At 62.9% G+C, this 15,981-nt stretch carries 18 protein-coding genes and 2 pseudogenes; 7 read left to right on the forward strand and 13 right to left on the reverse strand.

Annotated elements, in window-relative coordinates:
- Positions 1-61 precede the first annotated feature (61 nt).
- Together ispD and ispF are read left to right on the forward strand one after the other, a co-directional pair.
- Positions 62-865 (forward strand): 2-C-methyl-D-erythritol 4-phosphate cytidylyltransferase, encoded by an 804-nt coding sequence (gene ispD / locus HMPREF9153_RS06805; RefSeq protein ID WP_015583260.1) that lies wholly within the window; start codon positions 62-64, stop codon positions 863-865.
- A complete protein-coding gene (gene ispF / locus HMPREF9153_RS06810; protein ID WP_015583259.1) occupies positions 865-1,347 on the forward strand; it encodes a 2-C-methyl-D-erythritol 2,4-cyclodiphosphate synthase in 483 nt (160 codons plus the stop codon). The genes ispD and ispF overlap by 1 nt, the downstream gene beginning before the upstream one ends.
- On the opposite strand, the gene HMPREF9153_RS06815 is transcribed toward ispF, so the two are convergent.
- A complete protein-coding gene (locus HMPREF9153_RS06815) occupies positions 1,325-1,720 on the reverse strand; it encodes a PTS glucitol/sorbitol transporter subunit IIA (protein ID WP_004810597.1) in 396 nt (131 codons plus the stop codon). The two genes, ispF and HMPREF9153_RS06815, sit on opposite strands and share 23 nt — an antisense overlap.
- 198 nt (positions 1,721-1,918) lie before the next feature.
- On the opposite strand from HMPREF9153_RS06815, the gene HMPREF9153_RS06820 reads away from it, so the two are divergent.
- Positions 1,919-2,215 (forward strand): PTS sugar transporter subunit IIB, encoded by a 297-nt coding sequence (locus tag HMPREF9153_RS06820; protein ID WP_015583258.1) that lies wholly within the window; start codon positions 1,919-1,921, stop codon positions 2,213-2,215.
- Between the two features lie 85 nt (positions 2,216-2,300).
- Here HMPREF9153_RS06820 and HMPREF9153_RS06825 read toward each other — a convergent pair whose 3' ends face one another.
- Positions 2,301-2,786, reverse strand: a complete 486-nt coding sequence (locus tag HMPREF9153_RS06825; protein WP_004810600.1) for a CarD family transcriptional regulator — start codon at positions 2,784-2,786, stop codon at positions 2,301-2,303.
- Between the two features lie 296 nt (positions 2,787-3,082).
- On the opposite strand from HMPREF9153_RS06825, the gene HMPREF9153_RS12720 reads away from it, so the two are divergent.
- Both HMPREF9153_RS12720 and HMPREF9153_RS06830 read left to right on the forward strand, forming a co-directional pair.
- A complete protein-coding gene (locus tag HMPREF9153_RS12720) occupies positions 3,083-3,211 on the forward strand; it encodes a hypothetical protein (RefSeq protein WP_004810602.1) in 129 nt (42 codons plus the stop codon).
- A 33-nt stretch (positions 3,212-3,244) separates the two neighbouring features.
- A pseudogene (locus HMPREF9153_RS06830) lies at positions 3,245-3,833 on the forward strand (hypothetical protein).
- Between the two features lie 72 nt (positions 3,834-3,905).
- Here the strand turns inward: HMPREF9153_RS06830 and HMPREF9153_RS06835 are convergent.
- A complete protein-coding gene (locus tag HMPREF9153_RS06835; RefSeq protein WP_004810606.1) occupies positions 3,906-4,586 on the reverse strand; it encodes a response regulator transcription factor in 681 nt (226 codons plus the stop codon).
- Positions 4,583-5,764 carry a sensor histidine kinase gene (locus HMPREF9153_RS06840; RefSeq protein WP_004810608.1) on the reverse strand — a complete coding sequence of 394 codons (1,182 nt, stop codon included), beginning with the start codon at positions 5,762-5,764 and terminating at the stop codon, positions 4,583-4,585. The genes HMPREF9153_RS06835 and HMPREF9153_RS06840 overlap by 4 nt, the downstream gene beginning before the upstream one ends.
- A 160-nt stretch (positions 5,765-5,924) precedes the next feature.
- On the opposite strand from HMPREF9153_RS06840, the gene phoU reads away from it, so the two are divergent.
- Positions 5,925-6,593, forward strand: coding sequence for a phosphate signaling complex protein PhoU (gene phoU / locus HMPREF9153_RS06845; protein ID WP_004810611.1), 669 nt, complete (start codon positions 5,925-5,927; stop codon positions 6,591-6,593).
- 154 nt (positions 6,594-6,747) lie between these two features.
- Here the strand turns inward: phoU and HMPREF9153_RS11935 are convergent, their stop codons facing one another.
- Complete coding sequence (locus HMPREF9153_RS11935; RefSeq protein ID WP_095666469.1) at positions 6,748-6,936, reverse strand: hypothetical protein; 189 nt, start codon at positions 6,934-6,936, stop codon at positions 6,748-6,750.
- A 46-nt stretch (positions 6,937-6,982) separates the two neighbouring features.
- On the opposite strand from HMPREF9153_RS11935, the gene HMPREF9153_RS06850 reads away from it, so the two are divergent.
- Complete coding sequence (locus HMPREF9153_RS06850; protein ID WP_174266664.1) at positions 6,983-7,816, forward strand: polysaccharide deacetylase family protein; 834 nt, start codon at positions 6,983-6,985, stop codon at positions 7,814-7,816.
- 90 nt (positions 7,817-7,906) lie between these two features.
- On the opposite strand, the gene HMPREF9153_RS06855 is transcribed toward HMPREF9153_RS06850, so the two are convergent.
- The 8 genes and pseudogenes from HMPREF9153_RS06855 to eda all read right to left on the reverse strand — a co-directional run bounded on the left by HMPREF9153_RS06855 (position 7,907) and on the right by eda (position 15,975).
- Positions 7,907-8,656: a phosphoglyceromutase gene (locus HMPREF9153_RS06855; RefSeq protein ID WP_004810615.1), complete on the reverse strand. Its 750-nt coding sequence runs from the start codon at positions 8,654-8,656 to the stop codon at positions 7,907-7,909.
- Between the two features lie 33 nt (positions 8,657-8,689).
- Positions 8,690-9,154 carry a PTS sugar transporter subunit IIA gene (locus tag HMPREF9153_RS06860; protein ID WP_004810617.1) on the reverse strand — a complete coding sequence of 155 codons (465 nt, stop codon included), beginning with the start codon at positions 9,152-9,154 and terminating at the stop codon, positions 8,690-8,692.
- Complete coding sequence (locus HMPREF9153_RS06865) at positions 9,147-9,452, reverse strand: PTS sugar transporter subunit IIB (protein WP_015583254.1); 306 nt, start codon at positions 9,450-9,452, stop codon at positions 9,147-9,149. The genes HMPREF9153_RS06860 and HMPREF9153_RS06865 overlap by 8 nt, the downstream gene beginning before the upstream one ends.
- Before the next feature lie 203 nt (positions 9,453-9,655).
- On the reverse strand, positions 9,656-10,648 hold the full coding sequence (locus HMPREF9153_RS06870) for an asparaginase (protein ID WP_004810621.1): 993 nt from the start codon (positions 10,646-10,648) through the stop codon (positions 9,656-9,658).
- 3 nt (positions 10,649-10,651) lie between these two features.
- Complete coding sequence (locus tag HMPREF9153_RS06875) at positions 10,652-12,091, reverse strand: amino acid permease (RefSeq protein WP_004810622.1); 1,440 nt, start codon at positions 12,089-12,091, stop codon at positions 10,652-10,654.
- A 538-nt stretch (positions 12,092-12,629) separates the two neighbouring features.
- Positions 12,630-14,105, reverse strand: a complete 1,476-nt coding sequence (locus HMPREF9153_RS06880) for a glycine hydroxymethyltransferase (RefSeq protein WP_004810625.1) — start codon at positions 14,103-14,105, stop codon at positions 12,630-12,632.
- A gap of 126 nt (positions 14,106-14,231) precedes the next feature.
- Positions 14,232-15,332 carry a sugar kinase gene (locus tag HMPREF9153_RS06885; protein WP_004810627.1) on the reverse strand — a complete coding sequence of 367 codons (1,101 nt, stop codon included), beginning with the start codon at positions 15,330-15,332 and terminating at the stop codon, positions 14,232-14,234.
- Positions 15,329-15,975: pseudogene (gene eda / locus HMPREF9153_RS11940) on the reverse strand (bifunctional 4-hydroxy-2-oxoglutarate aldolase/2-dehydro-3-deoxy-phosphogluconate aldolase). The gene HMPREF9153_RS06885 and the pseudogene eda overlap by 4 nt, the downstream one beginning before the upstream one ends.
- Positions 15,976-15,981: the final 6 nt, after the last annotated feature.

A 15,981-nucleotide genomic window follows, 5' to 3' on the forward strand; every position in this document is an offset into this window, starting at 1 on the left:
CGACGATATCCGATGACAGGAGGACGCGAGCTGGTGGGTCTGGGCCGATAGAGTGCGAACCATGGTTGATGAGCACACCCCGCCTGTCGTCGCCGTTGTCGTCGCAGCCGGCCTGGGGACACGGTTCGGCGGTCCTGTTCCCAAGCAGGTGACGTCGCTGACTGGAAAGGCCGTCGTCGCCGTCGCGGTGGAATCCCTAGCTGCAGGCGGTTGCGATGAGGTCGTCGTGGTGGTGAAGGAAGGCATGCACAACCATCTGCAACTGGCTTTGGCTGCCTCTCCTATCCCTGTTCACTTCGTGACCGGAGGGGACACTCGTCAGGATTCGGTGCGCAATGGGCTGCGATACATCGCCGACGATGAGCATCTCGGCCGGGCCACCACTGTTCTCATTCATGACGCCGTCCGCCCGTTGGTTCCCGCATACATCGTCGAGGATGTCATTGATGCGGTCGAGGCCGGGGCTGTCGCGGTGACACCTGTCGTCGAGGTCACCGACACCATTCGGCAGATCGACGGTGAAGGTTCCCGCGTCATCGACCGTTCCGCTCTGCGCGCGGTCCAGACCCCGCAAGGATTCGATCGCGTCGTCATCACGGAGTGTCATGAGCAGCTGTCTCGCGATGGTGGGACGGTCACCGATGACATTTCATGTTGTGAGCGTTACGGCCATCGCGCCACCTTGGTGGAAGGATCCCGAATGGCGCTCAAGATCACCGAGCCGGTCGATCTCGACATTGCTGAGGTCCTGGCCAAGGCTGCGGCTGGAGCCGGTCACCACTCCGGTCGTCGAGTCGGTCGGATGTTGCGGGCTGTTACCCCGAGCAACGTTGCCGACAAGTTGGGCCATGGGGGCAAGGAATGATGGAGATCCGGACCGGTATCGGAGCCGATGTCCATCAGCTGAGTGAAGGCGTGCCGATGCACATTGCTGGCCTTCATTTCCCCGACGAGAAGGTCGGTTTGGCTGGCCATTCCGACGGTGACGTCGCCTGCCACGCCATTTGTGACGCCTTGCTCTCCGCGACCGGCCTGGGGGATGTTGGCTCCGTCTTCGGAACCTCGGACCCGCAATGGGCCGGAGCTGCCGGAGTGGCGTTACTGGGCCATGTCGTTGAGCTCGTCACCGCCGAGGGATGGGCGGTCCAGAACGCAGCCGTGCAGATCGTGGGGCAGCGTCCGCGCATGGCGGCCCGGCGCGCTGAGGCGGTAGCCACACTGACGCAGACCGTCGGTGCTCCAGTGTCAGTGTCCGCGACGACGACCGATCATCTCGGATTCACCGGCCGCGGTGAAGGGGTGGCAGCGATCGCGTCAGCCCTTGTCACTCGGCAGGCTCGATCGTGAGGATCGCGCCCTGGTTGGGCAGCTGCGGCTGCGGCCCGGAAACTTTGATGGCTCCGGCGAGCAGCGACTGGTCGGGGGAGTTGAAGTACAACACGACATGGCCGAGGTCACCGAGGTTTGAGGTGGCTGACTCTCCGACCTCATCGATCGTGTAACGGGTACCAGCGATGTTGAGGACGTCGCCAGGAACAATTTCGCGCTTGGGCGTCATGGGGGAGCGGCCGCCGCGGTTGTGGACCACGCAGATGTCGGACAGAGCATCAGGTACAGGCTCGCCGAATAGGACGATGACGCCGGTGTCCAGCATGTCCTGAGCTCCCTTGCCGGCGCGGAGCACCACGGCATTCCACAGTGTGCTGGACGTAGTCGCCATGGCGGACCCTCCTCGAGACGGGCGCTGTGCCCTTGACGGCACGGTACCATCCCGCCTAGTTTCTCAAAGACCCGTGATCACCACGGGACCCACCCCCACCGAAGGGGCATGGACGAGATACGTTTAGCATCGTGGAGGAATCCCTTGGTGGGCCACATCCAAGGGCAACGAGGTTTCCCTGAGGGAGGGGTGGTCACCATGATCGAGAAGAAGATTCTCGTCTGCTGTGGCACCGGTATCGCGACGTCGGTACAGGTCGCCAACAAGCTTCAGCGGCTGCTGCGTGAGCGTGGAGTCAATGCCAAGATGGAGCACTGTCGCGTTGCAGAAGTGCCGAGGGTCATCGAGGAATTCACCCCTGACGCAATCGTCTCGACGACTGCAGTGAAGCAGCCCAACGAGAATGTCAAGATGTTTCGCGGTGTTGCATTCCTGACCGGCGTTGATGAAGGACAACTGGCTGACGAGATTGCAGACGCGCTGAAGTCGTCATGATCCTGCGGCCACACCTCGGGACATGAGCAATGGGGGTTCACCAAATTTTTGGTGAACCCCCATTTCACGATGAGGGTGAGCAGCCTCAGGAGGCGAGAACCTCGTCGAGCATCTCCTCGGCCTTGTCGTCCTCCACCTTCTTGGCGAGGGCAAGCTCGGAGACCAGGATTTGACGAGCCTTCGAGAGCATCCGCTTCTCACCAGCCGACAGGCCACGGTCGCGCTCGCGGCGCCACAAGTCGCGAACAACCTCGGCGACCTTGAGGACGTTGCCGGAGTGGAGCTTCTCGAGGTTGGCCTTGTAGCGACGAGACCAGTTGGACGGCTCCTCGACATTGGTCTTGCGAAGAACCTCGAACACCTTTTCAAGGCCCTCGTCGTCGACGACGTCACGAACGCCGACAAGATCAAGATTGCTGGCTGGCACTCGCACAACCAAATCGTTCTGTCCAAGAATTCTCAGAACGAGGTAGAGCTTTTCCTCGCCCTTGATAGTGCGAGTCTCGACGTCCTCGATCACAGCAGCGCCATGATTCGGGTAGACAACGGTTTCACCAACGTTGAAAGTCATTTGTGCGGCCCCTTTCGAAGGTTAATTATATCACATAATGATTGTTGAAGTCAATTATTAATTCGCGCAGGCGTTCGAAATGGTGCTAGGGTTTGCCCTCGCTGTCGGGCCGTCGAGATTGCGGAAGTCCCTCGGATCTGGCCTTGGGAAGCGGGAATGGTCTGGTCCCGGTTCGCTGTGAGGATGAGATGCGATGATCGTGGAAAAGGGGCCGACCAACGATCCGATCGCTGACGCCGTGGCCCTCCGGTCGCGGGAATGTTCGCAATGACGAGGCGATCTACGCAGTCACCGCAGTGACCGGAATTACGGAATTGTCACATGAGGTCAATATCGACATTGGCGAGAATGTCCGCATTCTCATGTCCGAGATCTTGAATTCCTCGAGGGTGTTCTCCAAGGAGGTCCTCGACGCCGTCGACTGAAATAGTGTTTTCGAGAGGTCTGCTCACTCGCCGATCGCGCTGAAACCGATCGGCACCCCCGGTGACGCCAATTCGGCTAAACTCGGCAGCGATCATGCACCCCGGAAGAGGAGATTCCACGATGATCGACCGTCGCCGGACGACTGCTGTCCTTGCTGCCGTCGGGGTTCTTGGGTTGGCGGCTTGTGACGCCGATCCCAAGGTCCTCACCAGTTACACCCCTGCGGCCGGTGTCAGCGGCGAGTCCGGCACCGTCAAGGTGCAGAACCTGTTGCTCATCAATGGTGACGGTCAGGCTCGTGTCTCCGCCGCCGTCATCTCCAGCAAGAACGATAAGGTTGTCGGAATCACTGGTCAGCCGCTCAAGTCGGACAACTCTCTGGCAGGGCAGTCCTTCACCGTGACTTCGGCCGGTGTCAATCTTCCGGCTCACACCTCGGTCAATCTCACCAAGTCCGATCTTCAGGCTCCCGTTGAGGGACTCTCGGACGGCTTGTTGGCCAAGGTGACGATCAAGTTCGCGAATTCTGCGCCGATCACCCTGGATGCACCGGTTGTGCCGTCCACCCACCCGGATTTCGAGAAGTACGCTCCTTCGGGGTCCCCGTCGGCCCAATCCTGACGGGTCCTTTGAACACACGACGCGGCCCCGGTCAAAACCGGGGGCCGCGCTTGTTGTTTCGTGGAAACCGTGTCAGGCCTGGAACTTGTAGCCGAGTCCACGCACGGTGATGATCCGTGCCGGATGCGAGGGATCCTTCTCGATCTTCGCGCGCAACCTCTTGACGTGGACGTCTAGGGTCTTGGTGTCGCCGACGTAGTCGACCCCCCAGACTCGGTCGATGAGGGACGCGCGGGTCATGACACGTCCAGCATTGCGCAGCAGCACCTCGAGCAGGTCGAACTCCTTGAGGGCGAGGCGCACGGTCTTTCCGTCGACACTGACCTCGTGGCGCTCGACGTCCATCCGCACCCCGTTCTCCTCGAGGACGTCGGGGGAGACCTCGATCTCCGGGCCACCTCGACGAGTGACGGCGCGGATGCGTGCGACCAGCTCGCGGTGACTGAAGGGTTTGGTGACGTAGTCGTCAGCTCCCAGTTCCAGACCGACGACCTTGTCGATCTCGGAATCCCTGGCCGTCACCATGATGATCCCGACGTTGCCACGCTGACGCAGCTGCCGGCAGACCTCGGTCCCCGGGATTCCCGGCATCATGAGGTCAAGCAGGACGATGTCGGCGCCATTGCGGGAGTAGTTTTCCAGTCCGTCGGCACCATTGGCCGCGGTGTCGACCTCAAATCCCTCCTTGCGCAGCATGAAGGCGGTGGCCTCGCGGTAGGACTCCTCGTCCTCGATGATGAGTACGCGGGTCATGGCTCCTCCTGATCGGATTCGTTGTAGTGGTCGGCGTCAAGGGTGGGTAGTCGAAGGGTGAACGTGGACCCCTGGCCCAGTTTGCTCCACACGTCGACGGATCCCCCGTGCGCCTGGCAGGTGTGCTTGACCAGCGACAGCCCCAGGCCGGTTCCACCGTTTTCCCGGGATCGGGAGTAGTCAACCCGGTAGAACCGTTCGAAGATGCGTTCCTGGTCGGCCTCGCCGATGCCAATTCCGTTGTCGGCCACCGCAATCTCGATGACGTCGGTGTCGACGTCATGGACTCGTCTGGCCGAGACCGCCACCCGCGCCTTCGGCTCGGAGTACACGATCGCATTCTGAACGAGATTGGCGATGGCCTCGGTGAGCTGACTCTGGTCCCCGAGAACCCACAGGTCGTCGTCGCAGCGGGCCACCAGGGAAACCTCCCGGGTGGTCGCGAGCTCACGATGACGAGAGACGGCCTCGTCGACGATGTCGGCAACGGACACTGGTTCGGCGCGAAGCAGGGGTTCGTCCGCCTGCAATCGGGACAAGTCGATGATCTGTGTCACGAGGGCGGACAGCCTCGTTGACTCCGCGGTCAGGCGCTGGGAGAAATGGCGGACGGCATCTGGGTCATCGGCGGCACCCTCGATGGCTTCGGCGAGGATGGAGACGGCGCCGATGGGGGTCTTCAATTCATGAGAGACGTTGGCGACGAAGTCTCTGCGGGTTTCGGCAAGCCTGATGTGTCGGGAGCTGTCCGCCGCAGAGATGATCGCGTTGCCGTGCCCGTCAAGAGGGCCCACGCGCACGGTGAGGATGAGGTTGGCTCCGGTGGATGCCCGCTTCAACTCCATGGTGTCGACAATGTCGCGGTCCTCTCGTCGTGCGGTGCGGACCAAATTGAGGAGGGTGGCGTCGGCGATTCGTGAGCCGCGCACGAGTTCCATTGACCGGGCGCCCACAGTGGTGTGTAGCACCTCGTCATGGGGGCCGACGATGACGGCCGCTTCAGTGGCCAGGTCGAGTGCTCGGGCGAGAGTTGGATCGACCTCAAGGGCCTCAATGTCGGTGGCGAGGGTGTCAACGGGGTGACGAAATGACTCCACTGCGCGAATGATGAGGACCGTCAATCCGGCGCCGACAACTGCACCAATGATCGCTGCCAGAACCATGCCCACGCTTTGCATAATAGGGGGAAGGTCGTCATCCTCGTCACCCGCACGTCACAAAGTGATGCCGTGATCACTGGTCGTTCACCCAAGGTTCACTGTCTTGCCACTCGGGCGAAATGTTCCGGTCGACAGGGTCGATAGGCTTGACGAGACCCCACTACGGAAGGACACCGGCATGCGTGAGAGCTACCACGACGAGCTCAATGCCACCAGCGGCAGGATCTTGACGATGGCCGAGTTGGTTCGGGTTGCCGTCAAGGACGCCACTGAGGCTCTCATTGGTGCGGACCTGACCACTGCTGAGCGCGTCATCTCCGATGACTCGAAGGTCGACGCCCTGAACGAGGAGATCGAGCGTCGTTGCTTCGACCTGCTTGCCCGTCAGGCTCCGGTCGCCGGCGAGCTGCGCACGGTCGTCGCGGTCCTGCGGATGTGCTACGAGCTGGCCCGCATGGGAGATCTTGCTGCTCACGTCGCGAAGATCGCCCGTCTTCGCTTCCCCGAGGTCGCCGTGCCTCCGCAGGTCGCCGATCAGTTCGTCGAGATGTCGAGGATCGCGGATTCCATGATCGCGAAAGCCGAGAAGACGCTGGCGGATCGTGACGCGCAGGCCGCGGAGTTCTTGGCGTCCGAGGATTCCAAGATGGATGAGCTGCGGCGCGACCAGTTCCGCCTGCTCCTGGGCGATGACTGGACCTACGGCGTCGAGAGCGCGGTCGACACGGCGTTGCTCGGTCGCTACTACGAACGCATTGCCGATCACGCGGTCGCCGTCGGCTCCCGAGTCATCTACATCGTCACCGGCAAGGCGCCGGCTGGCGAGGACTGGCCCAGCGCCTACTGATCATATCGACACGTCACGACCCCCCACGCCGGTGTGTTCCGTCGGCGAAATGGGGGTTGCCGTGTTTCGAATTGGGATCGCTTGTACTCAGTACATACAATCGAGATGCCCAACTCGCCGTGGTACACGGCTGATAATTGTCAGTGAGGTCTTGTCACATGGCTTTTGCCTTCCGCAGAAAAACGATGGCTGGAGCTGTTGTTCTCGTCACCACCGTTTCGATGGCCATCGCAGGATGTGCCACGAACGATCCGGAGTCTGTCAACTCCCCGTCGAAGTCGGCTGCCAGCGCGGCCCAGTCTTCGAAGGCGCCGGCATCCAAGACTCCCGGGGCCAAGCCCAGCGTCTCGAGTGGCGCGAATGCGCCAGCGGGAATGCCGAGTGGTCCGGTGCCTTCCGGTAAATTCGGCGTCGGTGCCGCTGTGACGAAGCCGGATTGCGCGGAGCCCCCGTCGAACTACTCGTCCCTCAAGGCCCCCGGCACCGTCGTCAAGGACATTGACGGTCTGGAGCCCGGCACGAACCATGGAACGGCTGCTGACAAGTACGCCTACCCGGCTGCTGTTGTGAATCAGTGGCTGAAGAAGCCCTCCACTCAGCCCAAGAACAAGAAGATCGTCTTCGTGACCTTCGACGACGGTCCGACGACCAAATTCACCGGTGAGCAGCTCGACAACCTCGAGAAGGCCGGTGCCCGCGCGACCTTCTTCATGATCGCCCCGCAGCTGCGTGACGTGAACAAGGAGATGCTCAGCCGTTCGCTCAAGATGGGCAACGCCCTCGCCATACACTCCTACTCGCACGACTACAATTACCTCTACCCCGGCCAGGCCGCCGACGCCAAGCACATTGGCTGCGACTGGGACTGGGCCACCGCCCAGACGCGCGCGATCCTGGGATCGAACTACTACTCCTCGGCCTTCCGCTACCCGGGAGGCCACATGTCCTGGCACAAGCTCGCGGCGGCTGACCAGGCTCTGGCCAAGCGCGGCGTTGCCTGGATCGACTGGAACGCCATGAGCGGCGATGCTGACGTCCAGCGTCCCAAGACCGTCGACGGTTACCTGAAGATGGTCAAGAAGACCATCAACGAGTCCGGGGACCCGAATGTCGTCGTCATCCTCAACCATGACACTTACGGAAAGCAGATGACGACCGAAGCCATGCCATCCATTCTCAAGTGGCTCAAGAGCGAGGGCTACGAGTTCGGCGTGATCGCCTGATCCCTCTCCTCTGCACATGGAGCGGCGCCCCGGAGATAAGCTCCGGGGCGCCGCTCCATGTGGTCTCAGGCCTTGAAAGCCGTCACGAACTCACTTGCTTCCCTGGTTGGCAACGGCCTTGGCGCCGGCGGCAGCAGCCTCCGGGTCGAGGTAGCGACCACCCTTGGTGACGGGCTTCAGGTCATCGTCAAGCTCGTAGAGCAGCGGGATACCGGTCGGGATGTTGAGCCCGGCGATGTCCTCGTCGCTGATCTCGTCGAGGTGCTTGACGAGGGCGCGCAGGGAGTTGCCGTGGGCAGCCACCAGCACCGTCTTACCGGCCGCGAGGTCAGCAGCGATGTCGGAGGTGAAGTACGGCACCATACGGGCCACGACGTCCTTGAGGCACTCGGCGACGGGACGCTCGGCCTCCGGGATGTCGGCATAGCGCGGGTCATTGAACTGGCTGTACTCACCATCGTGCTCGAGGTCCGGCGGACGGACGTCGTAGGAACGGCGCCAGGCCATGAACTGGTCGTTGCCGTACTTCTCCTTGGTCTCGGCCTTGTTCAGCCCTTGCAGAGCGCCGTAGTGACGCTCGTTGAGGCGCCAGGAGCGACGCACCGGGATCCAGTGACGATCACAGCCGTCTAGGGCCAGGTAGGCGGTGTGGATGGCGCGACGCAACAGAGAGGTGTGGACGACGTCAGGAAGGAGGTTCTCCTCCTTGAGCAGGTCGGCGGCGTGACGGGCCTCGCCCTCGCCCTTCTCGTTGAGATCGACGTCCACCCAGCCGGTGAAGAGGTTCTTGGAGTTCCACTCGCTCTCGCCGTGGCGGAGCAGGATGAGCTTTGCAGTCATGTTTCCACCATAGTGTGCGTCGGTGACGTAGCGTCAGTCGGCTGGCTCGATGGAGTCCAACACCTTCTGCAGAGCAGATCTGACATCGGCCTCGTCGCCGTCCAGGAGGAGCTGGCAGGACGACGGTTCCTGCAGCAGGTCGATCACAGCGCCGAGCATCCGGACTTGGTTGTGCGGGGCAGTCACCAGAGGCCAGATGCTCAGCCGGGCGTCGAGCGCTCGTTCGGGGTCGTCCATGGCGTGAAACACGGTCTTGTGAGCGTTGCGGCACAGGAGGAGACCGGGAGCGACGACATGGTCTGGGTCGACGTGGGGGATCGCTACCTGTATGTGCCCGAAATCCAACCCAGTGGGATAAGTGGTCTCCCGGGCCTCGGCCGCGGAGAGGAATGACGCCTTCACAAGCCCTTCATCGGCAAGCCGGGAACTGATAGCGGCGAACAGTTCGTGGGACGTCTCGACGCCCAAGTTCGCGATGATGAGACGTGGCTCAGTCATTCAGCGCCTTGAGGTCGTCGGCGATCTGGTCGGCGAGTTCGTCGGCACCCACCCCGGTCAGCAGAGGGGTGCCTCGGTACACCTTGACCCCCTCGTCAGGAGGATTGATCGCAGTGGTGACGACGATGGCGTCCGGCTGGAAGGTCTCCACCTGGGCCGGGACGTTGGCCGTCTTGCACTCCTTCATCGTCGCGGCCACACCTCGATCACGCAGCATCCGCTGCAACTTGTTGGCCACCTGGACGGAGGTGGCGATGCCAGTGCCGCAGCAGACCAGAACCTTCTTGTTGATGACCATCAACACCTCTCCTCGCGTAGATGATGAGTTCGCCTCGTCAGTCATCGTGGAATGTGGTGGTGGAGGGCAACGATGCCTTCGCTACCACCTGTGATGGGTCCATCATTGTTCACGGGGAGAGCACTGGCCAGCCGCAGCGTGAAATTTCACATCAATTCGCGACGAACGTGCAGTCGTCTGTGGTGTTGGTGGGAAAGTGCGGTTCACATACTGATCTCCCCGGCGATGTCCGTCTCGACCCACCGTCCCAACTCCTTACCACGCAGTCCCTGGGACAGCAGGAAGACGAGTTTGGCATAGAGAGCTTCGAGGGTCATGTCGTGGGCGCTGATGGCTCCTCCCTCGGTGAGGGCATGACTCGATTGGTATCGACCCAGCAACACGTCGGCCTGCATGCACTGGGAAGCGACGACGACGGGGGTGCCGGCGGAGATGACGTCAAGGATGGCGTCGACCAGGCCGGGCTCATCACTGGGGATGTTCCCGACCCCGAAGGCTCGCAGGATGACGGCCTCGGGCAATGGGTCGAGGACTGCGCGCAGGCGTGCAGCGCTGATTCCCGGGGAGAGATCGACGACAAGGACGTCGTGGCGTCGGTACGGCTTCGGATCCAGCCAGCCGCAGCCGGTCGAGTCGTTCTCGACCCATTGCCACGGTGCTCCGGTGCGTGCCAGCTGGGGGACGGCGGGGGAGTCGAATCCGTTGTAGGCCCACGACGACAACTTGGTCACGCGATTTCCGCGCAGCAATTTGTGCCCGAAGAACACCGCGACGCTCCTCAGACGACCGCTGGTGACAGCTCTCAGCGCGCCCGTGACGTTGGGGGCGGCATCGGTCCCGACGACTCCCAGCGAGTATTGCGCCCCGGTGACGACGACCGGCTTGCCGAAATTGCTGAGGGCATAGGACAGCGCGGCCGAGGTGTAGGCCAGGGTGTCGGTGCCGTGCAGGACGACGAAGGAGTCGGCCTCTTCCCGATGTGCCCACAGATCGTCAACGATTCGACGCCAGTCGGCCGGAGTCGCGTTGGCCGAGTCGATGAGGTGCTCGAAGCTCAGGGTCTCAAACGTTCCGGCGAGTTCTGTGCCCGAGAGCAGCTGATCGAGCCATCCCGTCAGGTCGGCCCCTGGCGCCAGCCCGTCCGGGGTGGGGACCATGCCGAGAGTCCCCCCGGTGTAGAGGATGTGGGTACGCATGACTCAAACCTCTGGGGAGTCCTTGACGGTCTTGTCAGACATAACATTGTCTCGCACGGCATACCAGCCTATGACCATCGCTATCACCACGAGGGCGAACAGAAGAAGTGTCCAGCGGCCCGAGTGCGTCGTTATATTCGACAGGACGACGATGATGAGGAAGGCCAGGGAGACGTAGTTCGTCACTGGCGCACCCGGCATGTGGTACTCGGGTCGCGCTTCTTCTCCCTTCTTGACGAGGCGCAGGAACCGGGTATGGGTGAGGAGGACCATACACCACGTCCCGGCGATACCGATGCCGGCCAGGTTCATGACGATTTCGAATGCGCTCTCAGGCAGGAAAGCGCTGAGAGCCACGCCAATGAGACCCAGCGACGCCGTGATGATGATCCCGCCAGCAGGAACCTGATGTTGGTTGAGTTTCGCGGCGATCTTCGGAGCCTCACCAGCCATCGCGAGGGACCGCAACGTGCGTCCGGTGGAGTAGAGGCCAGCGTTGAGCGAACTCAGGGCCGCGGTGAGCACGATGATCTGAATGACGTCGCCAGCGTGGGGAATACCGATCCCGGTGAAGAACGTCACGAACGGTGACTCATTGGCCGAGTAGGCGGTGTAAGGGAGGACGAGGGCCATGAGGACGACCGAGCCGACGTAGAAGACGAAGATTCGCAAGATCATCGAGTTGATCGCCTTGGGCAAGATCTTTTCGGCGTCCTTCGTCTCGCCGGCGGCGACGCCGACCATCTCCGTGCCGCCGAAAGCAAAGATCACGCCAAGGGTCAGGGCGACGACTGGCGTCATGCCGCCGGGGAAGAACCCGCCATGGCTGGAGATGTTGTGGAATCCTGCAGTGTTGTGGCCGACCGGCGCTTCGGTGACGACGGCCCAGATGGCCGCGATCATGAACAGGATGATGGCCGTCACCTTGATGGCGGCGAACCAGAATTCCGCCTCGCCGAACATTTTGACGCTGAGCATGTTCAGGGTGAATACCACCGCCAGTGCGATGAGCGCGAGAACCCATTGTGGAACAGGCCGTAGCGCTTCCCAGTAGTGAAGGTACAAGGCCACCGCGGTGATGTCTGCCATGACGGTGACCGACCAATTGAGGAAGAAGAACCATCCCGTGACGTAAGCGCCCTTCTCTCCCATGAATTCACGGGCGTATGAGACGAAGGCGCCCGAGGATGGACGCCGAATGGCCATCTCACCTAATGCTCGAACCATGAGGAAGGCGAATATGCCGCAGACGGCGTAGCTGAGGGCCAGCCCAGGACCTCCCTGGGCCAGACGTCCACCTGCTCCCAAGAAGAGTCCGGTGCCGATGGAACCGCCGATGGCGATCATCTGCAGGTGCCTGTTCCTCAGGGCCTTGTCGTAGCCAGCGTCACCCATGTCAACGGTGGTGTCGGTTGGCTTGGCGCCGGGATCACCTTCCTGCATAAAGAACCTCCTCGTGACAGGACCGTCTGGTCCAGTACGGGAATGTTAGCGTCGGGGCGGGGCCACTCATCATCTGGGGAGAAGTGGCTCCACAGGCGGGCCAGAAGGGCACGGGCAGTGGAGTAGCCAATGTAACCGTGTGGTGGGGCGCCGCCGCAGAGATACTCCCGGTCCTCCGGGCTGGTCCACACGGGGGCAGTTTCGGAGAGCCCTTTGACTCGCCACCGTGAGTCTTCACGCGGTGTTCGAAATCTCGGACGGCCTACCGCAGCTTCGGCTGCATGGCGGCCAGATCCATGGCGTCACGGACAAGATTCACGCCGAGGGAATCGACATTCCCAATGCAGTCGCAAGCCCTTTCAATCTCCGACGAACCCGGTGTCCTCATGTCTTTTGCTCCAGCAGAAGGCATCGACAAGAACGACGGCCCGTGTTCTTCTCGTGGAACACGGGCCGTCGAGAGATCAATATCACATTGTGTGGAAACTCCGTTGGGGGATTCTGCCAAAAGAACTCCGGCGAGAGGACATCAAAACCCTCAGGCCAGATCCAGCCCCGGATAGAGCGGGAAGCTCCCGAGCAGCTCGTCGGCGGCATCATGGACCTTCTGGGCCACTCCATCGGCGATCTGGTACTTAGCCTTGCCCGGTTTGCCGTTGGAAGCCGTCACCGGGGTAGTGGCCTTTAGAGCGGTGACGATGAGCTCAGCAACCTGATCGAACTCATCGGCCCCGAACCCACGCGAGGTCAGGGCCGGGGTGCCGATGCGCACGCCCGAGGTGTACCAGGCGCCATTCGGGTCGGCCGGGATGGAGTTACGGTTGGTCACGACGCCGGAATCCAGCAGGGCAGCTTCGGCCTGCCGACCGGTCAGTCCGAAGCTCGTGGTGACGTCGAGCAGGTTGATGTGGTTGTCAGTGCCGTCGGTGACGAGTTTGACGCCGCGCTTCATGAGTCCTTCAGCCAGGGCCTTGGCATTGTCGGCGACACGCTGGGCGTAGTCGCGGAACGCCTGGGTGCGAGCCTCGGCCAGGGCGACGGCCTTGGCTGCCATGACGTGGGAGAGCGGGCCACCGAGGACCATCGGGCAGCCACGATCGACGTCGGCGGCATACTCCTTGGTCGTCAGCACCATGCCACCACGTGGGCCGCGCAGGGACTTGTGGGTCGTTGTCGTCACCACTTGAGCGTGGGGGACCGGGTCCTCGTCACCGGTGAATACCTTGCCGGCCACCAGGCCGGCGAAGTGAGCCATGTCGACCATGAGGACGGCTCCGACCTCGTCGGCGATCTCGCGCATCTTCGCGAAGTTCACCCGGCGCGGGTAGGCGGAGTACCCGGCGACGACGACGAGGGGCCTGAACTCGCGTGCCAGCTCGGCGACCTTGTCGTAATCGAGCAGACCGGTCTGCGGGTCCGTTCCGTAGGAGCGCTGGTCGAACATCTTGCCCGAGATGTTCGGACGGAAACCGTGGGTGAGGTGGCCGCCGGTGTCCAGGCTCATGCCGATGGCGCGCTGGTCGTTGAAGCGGTGGCGCAGGGTGTCCCAGTCGGCCTGGGTGAGGTCGTTGACGGTGCGCGCTCCGAACTCCTCGAGGGCTGGGGTCTCGACGTGATGGGCGAGGATCGTCCAGTAGGCAGTGAGGTTGGCGTCAATACCGGAGTGCGGCTGCACGTAGGCATGCTCAGCGCCGAAGAGGGCGCAGGCGTGCTCGGCAGCAATCGCCTCAACGGTGTCGACGTTCTGGCAGCCGGCGTAGAAGCGGTGACCGGCGGTACCCTCGGCGTACTTGTCGGAGAACCAGGTACCCATGGTCGCAAGGACGGGCAGGGATGCGTAGTTCTCGGAAGCGATGAGCTTGAGGGAATGACGCTGGTCGGTCAGTTCGGCTCGGGTGGCCTCCGCAATCCGGGGCTCAACTTGTGCGATCGCGTTGAGCATGGTGCGGTAAGCCGGGGCCAGCTTCTCGGCGATGTCGCGGGCTGTGGGATCGACGGCACTGGGCTCACTCACGGATGGCTCCTGTCATGACGGGATGGTGAGCACGAATCTACCCGTCCCAGGACCTACTCGTGGCTGGGGGCCAAAAAGAACGGCGAGCCCCTTGGGCTCGCCGTCCGATATGAGTCCCGGTGCCATTCAGCGCTTCGCTCGGGCAGAACCTCCGGCAGCGAGGTTCTCCACCTCGGAACGGGTGGCCATGGAGGTGTCGCCAGGGGTGGTCATGGCCAGAGCGCCGTGGGCAGCCCCCCACTCGACGGCCTTCTGCAGGTCTCCGGTCTCCATGATTCCGGCCACCAGGCCAGCAGCGAAGGAGTCGCCGCCGCCAACGCGGTCGAGGATCTCCAGGTCGGGACGTTCGATCGAGCGCACCAGGCCGGTGTCCTTCGACCACGCGATGGCCGACCAGTCGTTGCGGCTGGCAGTGCGCACCTGACGCAGAGTGGTGGCGACGACGGAGATGTTCGAGAACTCCTCGACCACCTTGTCGATCATGTTGGCGTAGGAATCGACGTCGAGGTTGGAGAGGTTCTCATCGTTCCCCTCGACCTCGAAGCCGAGGCAGGCCGTGAAGTCCTCCTCGTTGCCGATCATGACGTTGACCAGGCTGGCCAGCTCGCGGTTGACGCGGCGGGCTTCCTCCTGACCGCCGATCGACTTCCACAGGCTGGGCCGGTAGTTGAGGTCGTAGGAGATGATCGTCCCGTTGGCGTGGGCGGCCTCCATGACGGCCTTGGCAGTCTGGGCACTGGTCTCCGACAGGGCGGTGTAGATGCCGCCGGTGTGCAGCCAGCGCACTCCCAATTCCCCGAAGAGGCGGTCGAGGTCAATGTCCTTGGCGCGCAGCTGGCTGGCAGCGGTGTGGCCGCGGTCCGAGACGCCGACGGCCCCGCGAACACCGAAGCCACGCTCGGTGAAGTTGAGTCCGGTGTGCACCGTGCGACCGACTCCGTCGGAAGGCACCCAGGTGATGAACTGGTCGTCGACTCCGCCGGCGGTGATGCGGCCGCCGACGAGGTGGCCGACTGGGTCGTCGACGAGACCGGTGATGACGGCGGCACGCTTGCCGAAGACCCGGGACAGGCCACGGCCGACGTTGTACTCGCCGCCGCCCTCCCAGACATCGAAGGACGTGGCGGTGCGGATGCGACGCTCACCCGGATCGAGGCGGAGCATCACCTCGCCGAGGGAGACGATGTCGTAACGGCACTGGTCTGCGGCACGAAGTGTGATGCTCATGACTGCTCCTCGAGGATGCTGTGGGCACTGCGGGCGGCCTCGCGTGACAAGTTGGCGATGGTTTGACTGTCCCGGGCGGCGACGGCGTCGGCCGGGGTGAGCCAGGTGCCACCGACCGCAGGGATGTTGGGACGGGAGAGGAAGTCCGCCAGGTTGTGCGGCTTGACTCCGCCAGTGGGGACAAAACGTAGGTTCGGGAGGGGCCGCCCAGGGAAGCAATCGTGGCGGCACCGCCGAAGTTTCCGGCCGGGAAGAACTTGAAGGTGTCCAGCCCCATGTCGACACCGGCCATGATCTCGGTGGGGGTGATGACTCCCGGCAGGATCGGGATGTCATGGTGTCGGCAGCGGTCGACGACCTCACGGGACAGGCCGGGAGAGACGACGAAGGTCGCTCCCGCGCTCACCGCCTCGTCGACCTGACGGGCATTGATGACGGTTCCGGCTCCGACCATGACGTGCCCGTCCTCGGCCATCGACTCGATGGCGGCGGGTGCGGCGTCGGTGCGGAAGGTCACCCCGGCGACGGGGAGCCCGCCGTCGACGAGACCGTCGGTGACGGCCGGGGTGGTGGCGGCGTCATGGATGACGACCACCGGGATGACGAGATTCGCCAGGACTTTGTCGAGTGCTTCGTTGCTCACTTGTGA

This window comes from Cutibacterium avidum ATCC 25577 (assembly GCF_000227295.1).
GTDB classification, from domain to species: Bacteria; Actinomycetota; Actinomycetes; order Propionibacteriales; family Propionibacteriaceae; genus Cutibacterium; species Cutibacterium avidum.

Excerpts from the sequence above, each read along its gene's own strand:
- HMPREF9153_RS06840 (WP_004810608.1), bottom strand. The coding sequence starts at position 5,764 with ATGCAAAGCGTGGGCATGGTTCTGGCAGCGATCATTGGTGCAGTTGTC.
- HMPREF9153_RS06865 (WP_015583254.1), bottom strand. The coding sequence starts at position 9,452 with ATGGTCATCAACAAGAAGGTTCTGGTCTGCTGCGGCACTGGCATCGCC.
- HMPREF9153_RS06860 (WP_004810617.1), bottom strand. The coding sequence starts at position 9,154 with ATGACTGAGCCACGTCTCATCATCGCGAACTTGGGCGTCGAGACGTCC.
- HMPREF9153_RS06815 (WP_004810597.1), bottom strand. The coding sequence starts at position 1,720 with ATGGCGACTACGTCCAGCACACTGTGGAATGCCGTGGTGCTCCGCGCC.
- HMPREF9153_RS06835 (WP_004810606.1), bottom strand. The coding sequence starts at position 4,586 with ATGACCCGCGTACTCATCATCGAGGACGAGGAGTCCTACCGCGAGGCC.
- HMPREF9153_RS06870 (WP_004810621.1), bottom strand. The coding sequence starts at position 10,648 with ATGCGTACCCACATCCTCTACACCGGGGGGACTCTCGGCATGGTCCCC.
- HMPREF9153_RS06825 (WP_004810600.1), bottom strand. The coding sequence starts at position 2,786 with ATGACTTTCAACGTTGGTGAAACCGTTGTCTACCCGAATCATGGCGCT.
- HMPREF9153_RS06855 (WP_004810615.1), bottom strand. The coding sequence starts at position 8,656 with ATGACTGCAAAGCTCATCCTGCTCCGCCACGGCGAGAGCGAGTGGAAC.
- ispD (WP_015583260.1), top strand. The coding sequence starts at position 62 with ATGGTTGATGAGCACACCCCGCCTGTCGTCGCCGTTGTCGTCGCAGCC.
- phoU (WP_004810611.1), top strand. The coding sequence starts at position 5,925 with ATGCGTGAGAGCTACCACGACGAGCTCAATGCCACCAGCGGCAGGATC.
- HMPREF9153_RS06885 (WP_004810627.1), bottom strand. The coding sequence starts at position 15,332 with ATGAGCATCACACTTCGTGCCGCAGACCAGTGCCGTTACGACATCGTC.
- HMPREF9153_RS06875 (WP_004810622.1), bottom strand. The coding sequence starts at position 12,091 with ATGCAGGAAGGTGATCCCGGCGCCAAGCCAACCGACACCACCGTTGAC.
- HMPREF9153_RS06820 (WP_015583258.1), top strand. The coding sequence starts at position 1,919 with ATGATCGAGAAGAAGATTCTCGTCTGCTGTGGCACCGGTATCGCGACG.
- ispF (WP_015583259.1), top strand. The coding sequence starts at position 865 with ATGGAGATCCGGACCGGTATCGGAGCCGATGTCCATCAGCTGAGTGAA.